Below are 18,063 nucleotides of genomic sequence, written 5' to 3' on the forward strand. Positions count from 1 at the left end.
GAGAGGATAGTTAACTATGGCAGTACAAACAGTTGATATTCTAGGCGTTCCTTTTTCTACAATGACAATGGATGAAACGGTCAAATATTTAAAAGAACAACTAGAAGCGGAGCGAACTCATACGTTTCAGGTAGTAACAGCAAACCCTGAAATTGTTATGTGCGCAAAAAAGGATGAAAAGTTCTATCAAACATTATTGAATACAGATTTAATTACACCTGATGGTATTGGGGTTGTAAAGGCAAGCGGCATGCTTGGTACACCTTTAAAAGAACGTGTAGCAGGTTTTGATTTAATGTGTAATTTACTTGCGAAGTTATCAGAAGATAGTAAACCAGTATCTGTTTTCTTATTAGGTGCAAAGCCGCATGTTGTACAAGCTGCAGCAGATCATTTAACAAAGACATATTCAGCTGTATCCATCGCCGGTACACAAGATGGTTATTTCAAACAAGAAGACGAAGAGAATATTATTTCTCGCATTCAAGAAGCAAAACCAGATTTATTACTTGTTGCACTCGGTTTCCCGAGACAAGAGAACTTTATCCAAAACAATAAGCATCGTTTAGAAACGAAAATGGCTGTTGGAGTGGGTGGAAGTTTAGACGTATGGGCTGGAGAGGTAAAACGTGCACCAAAATGGATTCAAGCGATTCATTTAGAGTGGTTTTATAGATTATGCAGTAATCCAACACGCTGGCGTCGTCAGTTAGTATTAGCGGAATTTTTAAAAGAAGTAATGCGTTCGAAAAAGTAGCGAAATATCGCTACTTTTTTTTATTTATTCATTTTTAATGAAGTGAAACTTTAATCAGTGAGTCATCCCTACTGATTATTAGCCCTCACCAATCGGGATAGACGTTTTACTTTTTGGGAATGATGAAGGAGAATTTTTTACACAAAAGTATTTTACTTATACAATTCACACATGTAAAATGATGTGTAAAGACACCTGTGTGAGGAGGACTTCTAGTGGGCAAGGTAAAAGAAATTTCGAAGCGCAAACTACTTGGTATAGCTGGACTTGGATGGCTATTTGATGCAATGGATGTTGGAATGCTTTCATTTGTAATGGTAGCCTTGCAAAAGGATTGGGGATTAACGAGCCAGGAAATGGGCTGGATAGGCAGTATTAACTCAATCGGTATGGCAGTAGGAGCGCTTATTTTTGGGATACTATCAGATAGAATAGGCCGAAAATCAGTCTTTATTATTACATTATTATTATTTTCTATCGGTAGTGGTTTAACTGCATTAACAACGACACTCGCGATGTTTCTCGTTTTACGCTTTTTAATTGGTATGGGGCTTGGCGGAGAGCTTCCGGTTGCCTCTACACTAGTATCAGAGAGTGTTGAAGCGCATGAGCGTGGGAAAATTGTTGTGTTATTAGAAAGTTTTTGGGCAGGTGGATGGCTAATTGCAGCCCTTATCTCGTATTTTGTTATTCCTAAATATGGTTGGGAAATTGCGATGGTATTGAGTGCAGTTCCAGCACTATATGCTTTATATTTAAGATGGAATTTACCGGATTCCCCAAGGTTCCAAAAAGTTGAAAAAAGACCATCTGTTATTGAAAATATAAAATCAGTTTGGTCTGGGGAATATCGTAAAGCAACAATTATGCTATGGATTCTATGGTTTTGTGTTGTCTTTTCTTATTATGGAATGTTCCTTTGGTTACCGAGTGTAATGGTGCTAAAAGGATTTAGTTTAATAAAAAGTTTCCAATACGTACTTATTATGACATTAGCTCAACTTCCAGGATATTTCACCGCTGCTTGGTTTATTGAACGTCTCGGTCGTAAATTTGTGTTGGTTACGTATTTAATCGGGACAGCTTGCAGTGCCTATTTGTTTGGGGTTGCGGATTCATTAACAGTATTAATCGTGGCAGGTATGTTACTATCCTTCTTTAACTTAGGTGCTTGGGGAGCATTATACGCCTATACACCTGAACAGTATCCGACGGTTATTCGTGGTACTGGTGCAGGAATGGCAGCAGCATTTGGGCGTATTGGTGGTATTCTTGGGCCACTATTAGTGGGGTATTTAGTTGCCTCAGAAGCTTCACTATCACTAATATTTACGATTTTCTGCGGATCAATTTTAATTGGTGTATTCGCTGTAGTAATACTTGGACAGGAAACGAAGCAACGAGAATTAGTATAAAGTGAAATTTTAAACGTAGCCCTGACCGTTTATTACCCTACACTACTCCGCTCTTTCTAGGCAGTTAATGTAGGATAAAGGGGGAGAGGAAACCGAAGTGGTTTCCTTTTTTCTGTTTTTTTAGATAAATAATGGTATAGTAAGAAAAAGGGATTATTTCTTATAAAAGCGAATGTATACAGCAGGACATATGGACAAAGAATTAGGTGGTTGAAGAAATGAAAATTTTACTGATCATGGAAGAGGCAGAAGAGAGAAGAGAGTTAGCTGAAAATTTCACTGAAAATATGAGAAATGTAGAATGTTTTGAAGCAAAGACAGGAACAGAATCTTTATTTATGATGAAAAAACATATACCAGACTTTGTTTTTTTAAGTTCCAAATTACTAGATGGTACTGGTTTTGAATATGCAAGTTTATTACGAGAAATAAATTGCTATACAAAATTTATTTTTGTAGGTGAAAACATAGAGGAATCTATTACAGCTTTTCGTTTCCAAGCATTTTATTATTTATTACGACCATTTCGTGAAGAAGATTTACAATTTCTTTTATATAAAATAGGTAAAGAACAAGGTGAGAAAGCAAAGAGTTATTTGCGGAAACTACCGATAGAAAGTCAAGAGGGTATACGATATATTCTTCCAGAAGATATCGTATATGTAAGTAAAAATAAAGAAAATAAAACTGTTTCAATTTACACAACGAATAATCAGTATATTTCAACATATACACTTCAGGAATTAGAAAATAAGCTAAATGCATATGATTTTTTACGTGTGCATAAAAGCTATTTAATTAATATGTCATATGTAAAAGAACTGAAACCTTATTATAATGGCACGTATAATTTGTATTTAGATAGGTATGATGAGCAACCGATTCCAGTCAGTCGTAATTATGTAAAACGCCTTCGAAATAACATTGAATTATAGTAGGTAATGAGAGTATTTTAACATGATAAACTGAAAATCCTTCATGATAGGGAGGATTCAAGTTAAATATTCAGAAAATTTAGTACAATCTCCACTAAGAAATAGTATTGGGGGAATTGTATGTGAAGACATTGAAATCGATTTTACTTTGGGGCGTTATTACAGCAGTAGGAGCAGGGGCTTTTGGGGTAATAGCTTTATCACAAGGTGAAACCATTAATGCTGTATGGCTCTTAGTAGCTGCTGTATGTGTATATGCAGTTGCTTATCGCTTTTATAGTAGATTTATAGCGAGAAAGGTTTTTAATTTAGATGATAATCGTCAAACACCAGCCCATACATTAAACGATGGGAAAGACTATGTTCCAACAAATAAGTGGGTATTGTTTGGACATCACTTTGCAGCGATTGCTGGGGCGGGACCTTTAGTAGGACCGATTTTAGCAGCACAAATGGGATATTTACCAGGGACCATTTGGATTATTGTTGGGGTAGTTGTTGCGGGGGCTGTCCAAGATTTTGTCATTTTATTTGCTTCGATGAGACGTAATGGTAAATCGTTAGGAGAAATGATTAAGGATGAGATTGGGCCTGTTACAGGACTAATTGCAATGATAGGTATTTTAGGAATTATGATTATTTTATTAGCAGTATTAGCGTTAGTCGTAGTAAAGGCACTGATTGGAAGTCCTTGGGGAATGTTTACGATAGCAGCAACGATTCCCATCGCTATTTTAATGGGAGTTTACATGCGCTATATTAGGCCTGGTCGTGTTGGAGAAGGGTCAGTAATTGGTATTATCCTACTTATTTTATCTCTTATTGGAGGACAGTATGTAGCAGAAAATCCAACACTTGCAAGTATGTTCACATTTAGTGGCGAAACAATTGCTATTATGCTTATTGTATATGGATTTATTGCATCTGCATTACCAGTTTGGATGTTATTAGCACCACGTGATTATTTAAGTACATTTTTAAAAGTTGGAACAATTGTTGGATTGGCGATTGGTATTTTAATTGTAGCACCTGATTTACAAATGCCAGCAGTTTCGCAATTTATTGATGGAACAGGTCCTGTTTTCTCCGGTAATTTATTCCCGTTCTTATTTATTACGATTGCCTGTGGTGCAGTCTCTGGATTCCATGCTCTTGTTTCATCAGGTACGACGCCAAAAATGATTGAACAAGAGGGACATGCACAGCCAATTGGTTACGGAGCAATGTTAATGGAGTCGTTTGTAGCTGCGATGGCAATGATTGCAGCTTGTGTATTAACACCAGGAACTTATTTTGCGATTAATAGTCCGGCAGCACTTATTGGTACGGATGTATCGCAGGCAGCTCAAGTTATTTCTTCATGGGGATTTGCTATTACACCAAATGAACTAAAAGAACTTGCTGTAAATGTTGGAGAGCAAACAATTTTATCACGTACAGGTGGCGCACCAACGTTAGCGATAGGTATGGCATATATTTTCTCACAAGTAATAGGTGGAACGGCGATGATGGCATTCTGGTATCATTTTGCTATTCTCTTTGAAGCCCTATTTATTTTAACAACGATTGACGCAGGAACGCGTGTAGGACGATTTATGATTCAAGATATTTTAGGGCATGTATATAAGCCGTTTGCGAAAACAGATTCTACATTAGCAAATGTAATAGCTACAACGTTATGTGTATTAGGATGGGGTTATTTTTTGTACCAAGGGGTAGTAGATCCGCTTGGTGGAATTAATACATTATGGCCACTTTTCGGTATTGCAAATCAAATGTTAGCAGGTATTGCATTATTACTTGGAACGACAATTTTGTTCAAAATGGGGAAAAAGGCATATGTTTGGGTGACACTTATTCCAACTGTTGGATTGCTTATTGTAACGATGACGGCGGGTTATCAAAAGCTATTTCATGAAAACCCTAAAATAGGATTTCTATCTCATGCAAAGGTGTTCCAGGGAGCATTAGATGAGGGGAAAGTGTTAGCACCAGCTAAAAATGTTGCTCAAATGAAGCAAATTATTTTCAATGATTATATTGATGCAGCGCTTTGCGGGATTTTTATGATAGTTGTAATCGCTGTATTAATTTCTGCAATTCGAATTTGGATTCAAGTATTAAGAAATAAGCCGATGCTGCTAAAAGAGGCAGCATATATTTCTAGAGATGAAAGTGAGTCGAGGAACTATTATGCTTAAACGACTACGGAAAGTATGGGGGGAAAGAAAACGCTTTATTAGTTTGCTCGTTGGGGTACCAAGTTATGAAGTATATGTGGAGCATATGAAAAAGCATCATCCTGAAGAAGAGGTTGTATGTCAAAAGCAATTTTTTGCTGAGGCACAAGAAGCAAGATTTAATGCAAAGGGTGGAAAAATATCACGCTGTTGTTAATGAAGAAGGGCGAGTTTTCGCCCTTTTTATTTTTTTGCTGTTTCACGTGGAACAGCAAAAAATAAACAAAAAACTTTGGGAATTATAGGGATTTCGTATACAATAAAGTAGGGAAGGGGATAGATGGAAAAGTAGGGAGATTATTTTATGTTAAGGGACTTATTTGTAAATACAACAATTATTCTTTCCTTTATTTTTGTTGGAGGTCAGCTTTTAAGAGATAGGCCGTTAAAAGAAGAGTTTTCTCTTTGGCAGAAATGTGTAGTAGGTATTCTTACTGGAATATTAGGTATATTACTAATGTATTTCGGTGTTCATGTTGGTACCATCCTATTGGATTTGCGCTACTTAGCTGTTATTTTAGCTGTTATAATTGGAGGCCCGATAGCGAGTACTATAGCTGTTAGTATGATTTTAGTAACTAGGTTATTATTTATGGATTATTCATTAGCTTCTCAAGTAGCTTTTTATACAATTATTGCGATAGGAGTAGGTAGTATCTTTATTTCGCGTCTAAATATCTCTCTAGGAGAAAAGTGGGCATGGTTACATACATATATTTTATCTATTCTAATCCCCTCACTATATATATGGTTAATTAAAGATATTAACATAGTAGGATTATATTTAATTTCTAGTATTATTACAGGCTACATAACATTCATAAGTGCAAATTACGTTTTACAATCCAATGAGTTATTCCAAACGATGAAGCAATACGCAACGGTAGACGCATTGACAGGTCTAGGAAACGTAAGACAGTTTGATTTAGAGATGAATCGTCATATTAGTAATAAGAACATGAAAAATGATTCGCTTTGTTTACTACTTATAGATATTGACCACTTTAAGTATGTAAATGATACGTACGGGCATCCTGCAGGGGACGAAGTGTTAAAACAAGTAGGATGTATTTTACGAGAAACTTCACAATTTCCAGATTTGGCTTTTCGAAAGGGTGGAGAGGAGTTTGCGCTTTTGATACCGAATAAGGGATTAGCTTACGGAATTCGTATGGGCGAGCAAATTCGTATAGCTGTTGAAAGTCACCCATTTCAATTGTTAGATGGAACAAAAATAAAAATTACGGTTTCGGTAGGGGTTTCAGAGTATGAAGGGTCATCAGAGCAATTTATTCAAGCGGCGGATGATGCGTTATACTACTCGAAACGAAATGGTAGAAATAAGGTCAGCTCTGCATCTTAAAGATAAGATGACCAGAAGACATAAAGCTTATAAAAAACACTCACAGAGGCAATGTATGAACCTTGTGAGTGTTTTTATTTATATATTAGACAAGTTCTTTTGATACAACGAATTTACGATATGCACCATGGTGAGTTGGACCTACGTATTCGTTAATTTTGAATGAGTAACGAATAGCAGCTGTGATGAATTCTTTAGCAGTTTTTACTGCTTCTTTCACAGGTTTTCCTTTTGCAAGTTCTGCTGTAATTGCAGCAGAATATGTACAACCTGCACCGTGTGTATTGGTTGTATCGATTTTTTCTGATTCTAGAAGATCGAATGTTTCTCCATCATATAGGACGTCGATTGCAGTTTCTGTACCAAGCTTGCTTCCACCTTTAATTAGTACGTATTTGGCACCTAAAGCGTGGATTTTCTTCGCTGCTTCTTTCATGTCCTCAAGAGAATTAATTTTCACACCGCTTAATTGGTAAGCTTCAAATAAGTTTGGTGTTACAACTAATGCCTTTGGCACAAGAACGTCACGTAAGCAATCGTTCGTTTCAGGATGTAATGCTTCATCTGCACCTTTACATACCATAACAGGATCAACTACTACATTTTTGAAATTGTGCTTTTCGATTGTTTCTGCAACCATTTCAATAATTTCTACTGATCCAAGCATACCTGTTTTTAAAGCGTCTACGCCAACACCTTCAATTGTTGTTTCTAATTGTGGTTTTAATGTAGAAGCTGGGATTGGAAATACGTTATGTGCCCAACCGTTATGTGGATCCATCGTTACGATTGTTGTAAGAGATGTCATTCCGTATACGCCAAGTTCTTGGAATGTTTTTAAATCTGCTTGTATACCAGCACCGCCACTTGTGTCAGAACCAGCGATAGTAAGTGCTTTATTTAATGTCATTATGAAAGCCCCCTCAAGTGATATAATGAAAACTATGTTTTCACCATTATATCAATGTTACGAATAAGTACAAAGTGAAAAGTAGATGATTTATTTTAAGAGCTATTTAAAATCTTGTATGCAGGAGACTGATTATGTTTCGAGATAATCGTACAAATGAATTAGTTATATTAAAGGAAATTGCAGAAACATTAAATACATCAAATGATACATATCATGTATTGCAAGCAGTACTAGAAAAATTGCTCAGTGTAACAGGTTTAACGACAGGCTGGATTTTTCTTGCGGATGAAAATGGGAAGTATACGAAGGTGATCGATTACCAGTTACCAGAGGCACTTACATATGAAAATAAACGCCCGATGTGTGAAGGTGAGTGTTGGTGTTTACGCGGCTTCGTAGATGGGAAATTAGAGAGAGCCGTTAATATTATTGAATGTAAAAGAATTAATAATGCAATTGAATATAATTGGGGAGATACAGAAGGAATTCTTCATCATGCTACGGTTCCTTTAAAGGCTGGAGGAGAGAAATTTGGTGTTTTAAATGTAGCTAGCCCAGGTAAAACACATTTTTCGGAAGAAGAATTAGTATTGCTCCAATCAGTTGCTTTCCAAATCGGGACGGCTTTAAAGCGAACAAAATTATATGAAAATGAAAAGCGAAGAGCACATTACTATGTGAAATTGGAGCGGTTTATTCAAGCTTTAAAAACGATTCATAAGTTTAAAGTATTATCTGAAAAGGTGGTAAATCACGTAGGTGAAGTATTTCAGTGGAATCAAGTGGCGTTTTTTATTAGGGAAGAAATAGAGTTATCTTTGCGAGCTTCTTATGGGCAGGAAGAGTTACAAGAGGATGTAAAAGAAGCGGCAAAGAAGGCGTTAGAACAAGGTGAGCTAGCTCTATTAAAACGTGTAAATGGAGTTGTTATTGCTACGCCAATACATATTCAAAATCATATATTTGGTGTTTTATGTGTTAGTTTAAATAATGGAGAATTTGATGTTAATACAATAGATATAATTCAAGCGTTATCGAATCACGTTTCATTAATAATAGAGAATCTAAGATTAAACGAACAGCGCCGTGAACTCGTACGACTGGAAGAAAGAAACCGATTAGCAAGGGATTTACATGATTCTGTTTCGCAAAAATTATTTTCATTAACCTTTATGACAAAAGGGGCTGAGGCCGTTTTAAAAGGTCAAAATGAAAAGGTTGACCAATCTTTGCATGAGATGCGGGAACTAGCGCAAGGAGCTTTAAAGGAAATGAGAACATTAATTTGGCAGCTTCGTCCGGCAGGATTAGAAAAAGGTTTATTACCAGCTTTAAAGCAGTACGGTGAAAACTTGGGACTGAAAATTCGGGAACAAGTTACAGGTGTTCGTGATTTACCGCGTGTAGTAGAGGAAGCGTTATGGAGAATTGGACAAGAAGCTTTGAATAACGTAAGTAAACATGCGAATGTCAGAGAATCAACGATTTATTTCAAAGTGACAGAGAAGAATGTATCATTAGAAATAGTCGATCAAGGAAACGGCTTTGTAGAAAAGGATATAAAAGAGAAGAAATCACTCGGCATGACTACGATGCATGAAAGAGTAGAATTAGTTGGTGGAACAATTAAAATTGTAAGTAGTAAGAAGCGAACGAGCGTAAAAGTAAATGTACCATTATGATGTGAAAATGAGGGAAGTTTGTGAAAATAAAAGTATTGTTAGTCGATGATCATACAGTCGTTTTAAAAGGATTAGCATTTTTCTTAAGTACACAGGAAGATTTAACGTTAGTTGGAGAAGCAAATAATGGGAAAGAAGCGTTAGTGAAAGTAGGGGAGACGAATCCAGATGTTGTATTAATGGATTTATATATGCCCGAAATGGATGGTGTCGAGGCGACGGCGTGCATCAAAAAAGAATATCCGAATGTGAAAGTAATTGTATTAACTAGCTTTTCTGATCAGGCGCATGTTTTACCAGCGTTAAGGGCGGGGGCAAGTGGGTATATTTTAAAAGATGTAGAACCGGATCAGCTTGTTGAAGCTATTCGAAGCGCATATAAAGGTAATATTCAATTACATCCGGATATAGCAAATACTCTTCTCTCTCAAACACTACCTGTGGAAGAAAAGGAAGAAGAACCTTCTATTCAAGTGGATGTGCTAACGGCGAGAGAAAATGAAGTGCTGCAGCTATTAGCGAAAGGGATGAGTAATAAAGAGATCGCTTCTGTTTTAGTTATTACAGAAAAAACGGTAAAAGCTCATGTAAGTAGTATTTTGAGTAAGTTGAATTTATCTGATCGCACGCAAGCGGCGTTATATGCAGTGAAAAATGGAATTGTATAAGACAAAAGTCGTAAGACCTAGTTCGCCTTTAGAAGGTGGACTTTTTTTATGGAAAAATACGTCTATGTGAGGACGAAAATGTATTGATATAAAGATAAAATATGTTTGTAAGCAACAAAACAACAATTACAAGGGATACCTTTTTTGAAAGCATATAACAACATAAGAGTGAGTACTAGGAGGAAGAAATAATGGCAACAGTTTTATTTGTTAAAGCAAACAACCGTCCAGCGGAACAAGCAGTTAGTGTAAAATTATATGAGGCATTTTTAGCGAACTATAAAGAAGCACACCCAAATGATACAGTAGTAGAACTTGATTTATATAAAGAAGAATTACCATATGTAGGTGTAGACATGATCAATGGTACATTTAAGGCAGGTAAAGGATTTGATTTAACAGAAGAAGAGGCAAAAGCAGTAGCAGTTGCTGATAAGTATTTAAATCAATTTCTAGAAGCTGATAAAATTGTTTTCGGCTTCCCATTATGGAACTTAACGATTCCAGCAGTGTTACACACATATATTGATTATTTAAACCGTGCTGGTAAAACGTTCAAATATACACCAGAAGGTCCAGTTGGTTTAATTGGAGATAAGAAGATTGCATTATTAAACGCGCGCGGCGGCGTATATTCAGAAGGTCCAGCAGCTGAGGTAGAAATGGCTGTTAAATATGTAGCAAGCATGATGGGCTTCTTCGGTGCAACAAACATGGAAACAGTAGTTATTGAAGGACATAACCAATTCCCAGATAAAGCAGAAGAAATCATTGCTGCAGGTCTTGAAGAAGCAGCTAAAGTAGCAAGTAAATTTTAATTTAAATTATAATCGTCACTCAAAGAAACAGCATTAACGTTTATGTTAATGCTGTTTCTTTATATTTTCAGCTCGTCAGCAAGCTTTTCTAATGTATTTCGATCTTGTATATAATATGTTCGGCCTTCTTTTTTTAAATAATTTTGTTGGCAAAATTGGTTTAATACATATAAAAGATGACGATAGCTGACATTTAAGTATTCTGCAGCCTCAGTATGCTTTTCTATATAACAATTATTTTGTTCTGTTAATAAAATAAAAGCAGCTAATCGATTTTCGAAAGGATAACTATAGTTTTTTGCGTAATTTTCAGTGCGAGTAATTGTCTTTTCTCCAATAAATTTGCATAAGTGCTGTAAAAACGTTGCATCTTGTAATAAAAGTTGCTGACAATCTTTAAGAGGAAGTGCTAAACAAACACAATCTTCTAGTACTTCAACGGACTTGGTGATATTTTCTACTCCTATTAATCCTAATTCCCCGATAAAAGATGGTGCTTGAATAAAATTAATTAATGAAACTTTCCCGTTTTTATGATTCATATATATTTTTGCTTTCCCAGAAATTAAGTAATAGAGATAAGGGAGGGCGTTTCCTTCGCTACATATCATCTCTTTCGTTTGAAAAGAATGAAGCTCTACATATGGCAAGACATGAAATGAAAATAGGGTATGGAATTGATGGATTCGCATGTATTGATAAATTTCTTCTTCATTTTTGCTGATTTTCATATTTTCACCCCTATTTATAGTATGAGATATCTCCTATTATCTTTACAAGAAGGAATGATACGATTTATGTAAATTTGTTTTTGTAGAAAAGAGAGTGTGATGAATTTATGAAAAAATATAAAACATTGCTATTTGATGTAGATGATACATTATTAGATTTCCAAAAGGCTGAAAAAGTAGCTTTACAGGTGCTTTTTGAAGAGAAGGGAATCCCTTTAACAGAGGAGATAGAGGCTCGTTATAAAAAAATAAATAAAGGTCTTTGGAATGCTTTTGAAAAAGGTGAACTATCACGTAATGAAGTTGTAAATAAACGATTCTCTATGTTGTTTAAAGAGTATGGAGAAGAAGTAGACGGTATATTATTCGAAAATAATTATCGTAGCTACTTAGAAGAAGGAAATCAACTCATGCAAGGTGCGTTTGAATTTATAAATCAAATTCAAGGGGAGTATGAGTTGTATATAGTGACAAATGGTGTTTCTAAGACGCAAGATAAACGTTTGCGTAATGCAGGGTTACATTCATTATTTAAAGGTGTTTTTGTTTCGGAAGATACAGGTTTTCAAAAGCCGATGAAAGAGTATTTTGATTATGTTTTTGAACGGATTCCTAACTTTGCACCTGAAGAAGGGCTGATTATTGGGGATTCATTAAGTGCCGATATTAAAGGTGGATATGTAGCGGGAATTGATACTTGTTGGTTTAATCCAGAAAGGAAATTAAATGATAGTGGGATTATACCGACATATGAAGTGCATAATTTTGAAGAATTATACGCTCTATTAAAACAGTTTGTTTAATGAAAATAGATGATTGGGGTTTATTTTACATGAATCATTTTTTCTAAAGGTCTTTTTCGAGTTAGTATGGAATATATTTCTTTTGTTGCTTTATATGAAATTGTTAATGTTTATTTTAGAACATTCAGAAAAAACTGTTTGACATTAGGAAATTATTGCTATAAAATCAACGGTAATTGCATAGTCTTATCAAGAAAAGGTGGAGGGACAGGCCCGATGAAACCTTGGCAACAGCCGTATAACGGAATTGTGCCAAATCCTGCAGGTAGTAATCCTGAGAGATAAGAAAGAGCCTTTAGAGCGTGTTTTCAAACTGCTCCTTTCTTGTTTTCAGGAAAGGGGCAGTTTTTTATTTTGTATAAAAGAAAGGAGAATGAGAGATGGGAGAATCATGGGGAAAAGGAACGATTTGTGTGCAAGGTGGCTATACGCCAAAGAATGGTGAACCACGTGTTTTACCACTTTATCAAAGTACAACGTATAAATACGATACTTCGGATGATTTAGCAGCCCTATTTAACTTAGAGGCAGAAGGATATATTTATACGCGTATTGGAAACCCTACTCTAGCTGCATTTGAGCAGAAGTTATCAGATTTAGAAGGCGGGGTAGGAGCTGTTGCAACGGCTTCTGGGCAAGCGGCTATTATGCTCGCAGTTTTAAATATTTGTAGTAGTGGAGACCATTTACTTTGCTCTTCAACTGTTTACGGGGGAACGTTTAATTTATTTGGGGTGAGTTTACGTAAGCTTGGCATTGATGTTACGTTCTTTAATCCCAATTTAACGGCAGATGAAATTGCGGCACTTGCTAACGATAAGACGAAGCTCATTTATGCAGAATCATTAGGAAATCCAGCGATGAACGTTTTGAATTTTAAAGAATTTTCAGATGCAGCGAAAGAGTTAGAAGTGCCTTTTATCGTGGATAATACATTAGCAACTCCTTATTTATGCCAAGCATTTGAGCACGGAGCAAATATTATCGTTCATTCTACGACGAAATATATTGATGGTCATGCAAGCTCTTTAGGCGGCATTGTCATTGACGGAGGGAACTTCGATTGGACAAATGGGAAATATCCTGAACTTGTTGAACCGGATCCAAGTTATCACGGCGTAAGTTACGTTCAAAATTTTGGTGCAGCAGCTTATATTGTGAAGGCGCGTGTTCAATTATTAAGGGACTACGGAAACTGTATGAGCCCATTCAATGCGTATATTAGCAATATCGGCTTAGAAACGCTGCATTTAAGAATGGAGCGTCATAGTGAAAATGCTCTCGTAGTTGCTAAGTGGCTTGCTAACCATGAACGTATTGAATGGGTGAATTATCCTGGATTAGATAGCAATGAAAATTACTCGTTAGCACAAACGTATTTGAAAAAAGGTGCTAGTGGTGTTTTAACATTCGGCATTAAGGGCGGATTAGAAGCGGCGAAAGAATTTATCGCAAATGTAAAACTAGCAACTCTTGTAACGCATGTAGCGGATGCACGAACTTGCGTTATACATCCTGCTAGCACAACGCATAGACAATTAAGTGCTGAAGATCAGCGTCTAGCTGGCGTTACATCAGATTTAATTCGTTTATCTGTTGGCATAGAAGATGTTTCTGATATTATTGCAGATTTAGAAGCGGCGCTAGTCGGAGGCAAAGAACATGCCGATCATAATTGATAAAGATTTACCAGCTCGCAAAGTGTTGCAGAAGGAAAATATATTTGTAATGACGAAGGAGCGAGCAGAAACACAAGATATTCGGGCATTGAAAATTGCTATCTTAAATTTAATGCCTACAAAGCAAGAAACAGAAGCGCAATTACTTCGTTTAATTGGCAACACACCGTTGCAATTAGATGTTCATTTGCTTCATATGGAATCACATTTCTCTCGCAATGTAGCGCAGGACCATTTAATGAGCTTTTATAAAACATTTCGTGATATTGAAAATGAAAAATTTGACGGGCTCATTATAACAGGAGCACCAGTTGAAACTCTTTCTTTTGAAGAGGTAGATTATTGGGAAGAGCTTAAACGTATTATGGAGTATTCAAAAACGAATGTAACATCTACGCTCCATATTTGCTGGGGGGCACAGGCTGGCTTGTATTATCATTATGGTGTTCCAAAGTATCCTCTTAAGGAAAAAATGTTCGGTGTATTTGAACATGAAGTTTGCGAGCAACATGTGAAATTGTTACAAGGGTTTGATGAATTGTTTTTTGCTCCCCATTCTCGTCATACAGAAGTACGAGAGAGTGATATTAGAGAGGTGACAGACTTAACATTATTAGCAAATTCTGAGGAAGTGGGTGTTCACCTGGTCATTGGGCAAGAAGGAAGGCAAGTGTTTGCCCTTGGGCATAGTGAATATAGTTGTGATACGTTAAAGCAAGAATACGAACGAGATCGTGACAAGGGATTAAATATTGATGTGCCAAAAAACTATTTTAAACATAATAATCCAGATGAAAAGCCCCTTGTTAGGTGGAGGAGTCATGGGAATTTATTGTTTTCTAATTGGTTGAATTATTACGTGTATCAAGAAACCCCTTATATATTGTAAAGAAAGATTGTGTAAAACGTGGCAACGTTTTCCTTGTAAAGATTAACCTTTATTTTTCCGAATGTTCGAAATACATTGTTTTTCAGATTTTTTATTCATATAATTTCATTTAAACACAATTTTTGAGGGGTGGACAGTACTATGAAAGAAATTCAAGTTGGTTTATTAGGTCTTGGGACAGTTGGGAGTGGTGTAGTTCGTATTATTACGGATCATCAAGAAAGACTCATACACCAAGTAGGTTGTCCAGTGAAGGTAACGAAAGTATTAGTGCAAAACATTGAGAAAGAGAGAGAAGTAGAGGTACCTTCTACTCTATTAACACAAGATGCAAATGAAATTTTAGATAATCCAAATATTGATGTTGTCATCGAAGTAATGGGTGGCATTGATGATGCAAAATTATATATTTTACAAGCTTTAAAAAGCGGAAAGCATGTTGTAACTGCAAATAAAGACTTAATGGCATTACATGGAGCTGAATTATTAGCGACAGCAAAAGATAATAAAACTGATCTCTTCTATGAAGCGAGTGTGGCAGGGGGAATTCCAATTCTACGCAGTATTGTAGAAGGACTCTCTTCAGATCTTATTACGAAAGTCATGGGAATTGTAAATGGAACGACAAATTTTATTTTGACGAAAATGTCAGACGAAGGGAGAGCATATAACGACGTGTTAAAAGAAGCCCAACAACTTGGATTTGCAGAAGCAGATCCAACATCAGATGTAGAAGGTTTAGATGCAGCAAGAAAAATGACGATTTTAGCTACTCTCGGTTTCTCTACAAATGTAGAGCTTGGAGATGTGAACGTAAAAGGAATTACCTCTATTACAGAGGAAGATATTGAATACAGTAAGAGCTTAGGTTATACAATTAAATTAATCGGTCTTGCAAAACGAGATGGTGAAAAATTGGAGGTTACGGTTGAACCAACTTTACTTCCAAATACACACCCTCTTGCGGCAGTACAAAATGAATATAACGCTGTGTATGTGTACGGTGAAGCAGTTGGGGAAACGATGTTTTATGGACCAGGGGCAGGAAGTTTACCGACAGCGACAGCTGTTGTTTCGGATTTAGTTGCTGTAATGCAAAATATTAGATTAGGGGTAACAGGAAATAGTGCTGTAGTCCCACAGTATCAAAAAGTATTAAAAGAGCCAGACGAAATAGTCGTGAAAAAGTTTTTAAGACTGCATGTAAAAGACGAAATTGGTGTATTTGCAAAAATTACTTCATTGTTCTCTGAGCGCGGAGTTAGCTTTGAGAAAATTATTCAAATGCCGCTTGAAGAGAAAGGAAAGGCTGAAATTGTAATTGTAACGCATCGTGCGTCTCTTGCTGATTATGATTATATTCTACATACGTTGCAAGGGTATGAAGAAATAGATTGTTTGAAAGCGAACTATCGAATTGAAGGGGATGCTAAGTAGTATCTCTTACCATAAAACAGAAAGAGCCTATTAAGCAGCTTGCTTAATAGGTTCTTTTCTATTTAAAATCTGTGTACCAACTTGAATAAATGCTTGGATAATCCAGCCTGTTGTAAAGGATAAGATGATGGTTCCAAAATAGATAGGTCCATCTAATAAAAAGCTTAAAGTTAAAAATAAAAAGGCTAATGAAATCTCTGTTCTTCTAAACGTCCATTTTTTCTTCTCAGCAACGGTTAAAACGAAAGCTTCTTGAGGCGCTGCGCAAAGGTTTGTAGAGACGTAAAGACCAATTCCAGCTCCAACGAATAGATTTCCGCAAATAAGTGTTATATATTTTGGAAGAGAGCGGATAGCGTCCATAATAGTTATAATGGAACCAATCCAATCAACAAAAAGAGAAATAAGAACCATCGTTACAATTGTACCGATTGTAATTTGTTTTTTATTCCAAAAGAGTACGATAAGTGTAAAGGCAAAGTTAATCATGAAAATCCAAAAACCAATACTTATCCCAAAATTTTGATATAGTGCAATAAAGAAGGAATCATAAGGGCTAAGTCCAAAGGAAGTAATTGTCGTCATCATATTAATACCGATGGCAAGAATGAGTAAACCGCCAATGAAAAATATATATTCTAATTTGAATCGAAGCATAGTTGTATATCCTTTCTAAATGTATTTGCTAGGAAAGGATATATTGTGGAAAGCTTACCAGGTCAAGAGAGAATTTTTGTGAGAAGGGGAAAGTGAGATGACAAATATAAGAAAGATTGCTGAACTTGCTGGAGTATCTGTTTCAACTGTTTCACGTGTACTAAATAATCATCCGTACGTAAATGAACAGAAACGAAAAGAAATTTTAGCGATTATAGAAGAATTAAATTACACGCAAAACGTGAATGCAATTCATTTAGTGAAAGGAAAAACGAATGTAATTGGCGTTTTATTGCCACACGTAAATGATCAATATTATAGCGCTATTATTGAGGGGATATCAAAAGAAACGGCAAAGAATAATTATAATATGATGCTTTGCCAGACAAATTATAGCGAAGAAAGAGAACTAGAAATTTTAAATATGTTAAAAATGAAAAAGCTTGATGGGGTTATTATTTGTTCTCGGGCAAATAGTAAGGAGAAGCTTGAAGAATATACGAAATTCGGCCCGATTGTTATGTGTGAAGAAATAGATTCAAAATGCATTTCAAGTGTCCATATTGATTACTACAAAGTATTTTCACGTGGGATGAAAAGCTTAATAGATGCCGGTCATACAAGTATTGGATATTGTATTGGAAGAAGTAATAGCGTTAATAGCCAAAGACGAAAGAGGGCGTATGAAGATTCGCTTCAAAAGAGTATCGTAACACCGTTAGAGACCTGGAAATTTGAGGGGTGTTTTACAGTGGAAGATGGACGCAATGTAATTAGAGAATGGGCTCATATGTCAGTAAAACCGACGGCGTTCCTTGTATCTTGTAACCATATTGCAGCGGGGATGGCTACAGAAGCAAAAAAACAAGGAATTCGTATTCCAGAGGATATTACGATTATTGGGTGTGATGATCAAGAGGTGGCAGATATATTGGGTATAACGACGATTTCGCATTCTAGTAAAAACGTTGGATTGAAAGCGTTTGAATTATTATATGAAAAGATTAATGAAGAGAAATTAGATGTGAAGCATATAGAGTTATTACCAGAGTTAGTAGATAGAGAAACGACATAAT

The 18,063-nt window shown here is 35.9% G+C and carries 17 protein-coding genes and 1 riboswitch; of the genes, 14 read left to right on the forward strand and 3 right to left on the reverse strand.

All coding sequences use genetic code 11. The annotated features are described in order from the left end of the window. Positions 1–16: 16 nt before the first annotated feature. The 6 genes from CN409_RS03205 to CN409_RS03235 all read left to right on the forward strand — a co-directional run bounded on the left by CN409_RS03205 (position 17) and on the right by CN409_RS03235 (position 6,710). The gene (locus CN409_RS03205; protein WP_000290744.1) at positions 17–757 is read left to right on the forward strand and encodes a WecB/TagA/CpsF family glycosyltransferase; all 741 of its coding nucleotides are present in this window, start codon (positions 17–19) and stop codon (positions 755–757) included. A 215-nt stretch (positions 758–972) separates the two neighbouring features. After that, positions 973–2,172 (forward strand): MFS transporter, encoded by a 1,200-nt coding sequence (locus tag CN409_RS03215; protein ID WP_000521109.1) that lies wholly within the window; start codon positions 973–975, stop codon positions 2,170–2,172. Between the two features lie 218 nt (positions 2,173–2,390). Next, positions 2,391–3,107 (forward strand): LytR/AlgR family response regulator transcription factor, encoded by a 717-nt coding sequence (locus CN409_RS03220; protein ID WP_000698256.1) that lies wholly within the window; start codon positions 2,391–2,393, stop codon positions 3,105–3,107. A gap of 122 nt (positions 3,108–3,229) precedes the next feature. After that, positions 3,230–5,308, forward strand: a complete 2,079-nt coding sequence (gene cstA, locus CN409_RS03225) for a carbon starvation protein CstA (RefSeq protein WP_000854306.1) — start codon at positions 3,230–3,232, stop codon at positions 5,306–5,308. After that, a complete protein-coding gene (locus CN409_RS03230; RefSeq protein WP_000919819.1) occupies positions 5,301–5,504 on the forward strand; it encodes a YbdD/YjiX family protein in 204 nt (67 codons plus the stop codon). Before cstA ends, CN409_RS03230 begins: the two co-directional genes overlap by 8 nt. Before the next feature lie 147 nt (positions 5,505–5,651). Continuing rightward, positions 5,652–6,710: a GGDEF domain-containing protein gene (locus CN409_RS03235; RefSeq protein ID WP_000942921.1), complete on the forward strand. Its 1,059-nt coding sequence runs from the start codon at positions 5,652–5,654 to the stop codon at positions 6,708–6,710. A gap of 85 nt (positions 6,711–6,795) precedes the next feature. Here CN409_RS03235 and pdxK read toward each other — a convergent pair whose 3' ends face one another. Continuing rightward, positions 6,796–7,620 (reverse strand): pyridoxine/pyridoxal/pyridoxamine kinase, encoded by an 825-nt coding sequence (pdxK, locus tag CN409_RS03240; RefSeq protein ID WP_000174252.1) that lies wholly within the window; start codon positions 7,618–7,620, stop codon positions 6,796–6,798. 134 nt (positions 7,621–7,754) lie between these two features. Between pdxK and CN409_RS03245 the strand changes: the two genes are divergently transcribed. From CN409_RS03245 to CN409_RS03255, 3 genes are all read left to right on the forward strand, one after another. Further along, the gene (locus tag CN409_RS03245) at positions 7,755–9,305 is read left to right on the forward strand and encodes a GAF domain-containing sensor histidine kinase (RefSeq protein ID WP_098217778.1); all 1,551 of its coding nucleotides are present in this window, start codon (positions 7,755–7,757) and stop codon (positions 9,303–9,305) included. Positions 9,306–9,325: 20 nt separating this feature from the next. Continuing rightward, positions 9,326–9,973: a response regulator gene (locus CN409_RS03250; protein WP_000695816.1), complete on the forward strand. Its 648-nt coding sequence runs from the start codon at positions 9,326–9,328 to the stop codon at positions 9,971–9,973. Positions 9,974–10,164: 191 nt separating this feature from the next. Then, positions 10,165–10,791, forward strand: coding sequence for an FMN-dependent NADH-azoreductase (locus CN409_RS03255; RefSeq protein ID WP_000246718.1), 627 nt, complete (start codon positions 10,165–10,167; stop codon positions 10,789–10,791). 59 nt (positions 10,792–10,850) lie between these two features. On the opposite strand, the gene CN409_RS03260 is transcribed toward CN409_RS03255, so the two are convergent. After that, entirely contained in the window at positions 10,851–11,522 is a 672-nt protein-coding gene (locus tag CN409_RS03260; RefSeq protein ID WP_000703316.1) for a transcriptional regulator YeiL, read from the reverse strand. Positions 11,523–11,629: 107 nt separating this feature from the next. Here CN409_RS03260 and CN409_RS03265 point away from each other — a divergent pair, with 107 nt between their 5' ends. The 4 genes from CN409_RS03265 to CN409_RS03280 all read left to right on the forward strand — a co-directional run bounded on the left by CN409_RS03265 (position 11,630) and on the right by CN409_RS03280 (position 16,330). Continuing rightward, a complete protein-coding gene (locus CN409_RS03265; RefSeq protein WP_000760177.1) occupies positions 11,630–12,325 on the forward strand; it encodes a YjjG family noncanonical pyrimidine nucleotidase in 696 nt (231 codons plus the stop codon). Positions 12,326–12,508: 183 nt separating this feature from the next. After that, a riboswitch (SAM riboswitch) is annotated at positions 12,509–12,613 on the forward strand. Positions 12,614–12,705: 92 nt separating this feature from the next. Further along, positions 12,706–14,004, forward strand: coding sequence for a bifunctional O-acetylhomoserine aminocarboxypropyltransferase/cysteine synthase (locus CN409_RS03270; protein WP_000504772.1), 1,299 nt, complete (start codon positions 12,706–12,708; stop codon positions 14,002–14,004). After that, positions 13,988–14,893, forward strand: a complete 906-nt coding sequence (gene metA / locus CN409_RS03275) for a homoserine O-acetyltransferase MetA (protein WP_097980926.1) — start codon at positions 13,988–13,990, stop codon at positions 14,891–14,893. The genes CN409_RS03270 and metA overlap by 17 nt, the downstream gene beginning before the upstream one ends. A 141-nt stretch (positions 14,894–15,034) precedes the next feature. Further along, positions 15,035–16,330, forward strand: coding sequence for a homoserine dehydrogenase (locus CN409_RS03280; RefSeq protein WP_000659105.1), 1,296 nt, complete (start codon positions 15,035–15,037; stop codon positions 16,328–16,330). A 30-nt stretch (positions 16,331–16,360) separates the two neighbouring features. Here the strand turns inward: CN409_RS03280 and CN409_RS03285 are convergent, their stop codons facing one another. Continuing rightward, positions 16,361–16,987, reverse strand: a complete 627-nt coding sequence (locus CN409_RS03285) for a YczE/YyaS/YitT family protein (RefSeq protein ID WP_000943409.1) — start codon at positions 16,985–16,987, stop codon at positions 16,361–16,363. A gap of 97 nt (positions 16,988–17,084) precedes the next feature. Between CN409_RS03285 and CN409_RS03290 the strand changes: the two genes are divergently transcribed. Beyond that, the gene (locus CN409_RS03290) at positions 17,085–18,062 is read left to right on the forward strand and encodes a LacI family DNA-binding transcriptional regulator (RefSeq protein WP_016099338.1); all 978 of its coding nucleotides are present in this window, start codon (positions 17,085–17,087) and stop codon (positions 18,060–18,062) included. Position 18,063: the final 1 nt, after the last annotated feature.

The sequence above is a fragment of the Bacillus sp. AFS012607 genome, assembly GCF_002558005.1.
Lineage (GTDB): Bacteria > Bacillota > Bacilli > Bacillales > Bacillaceae_G > Bacillus_A > Bacillus_A thuringiensis_S.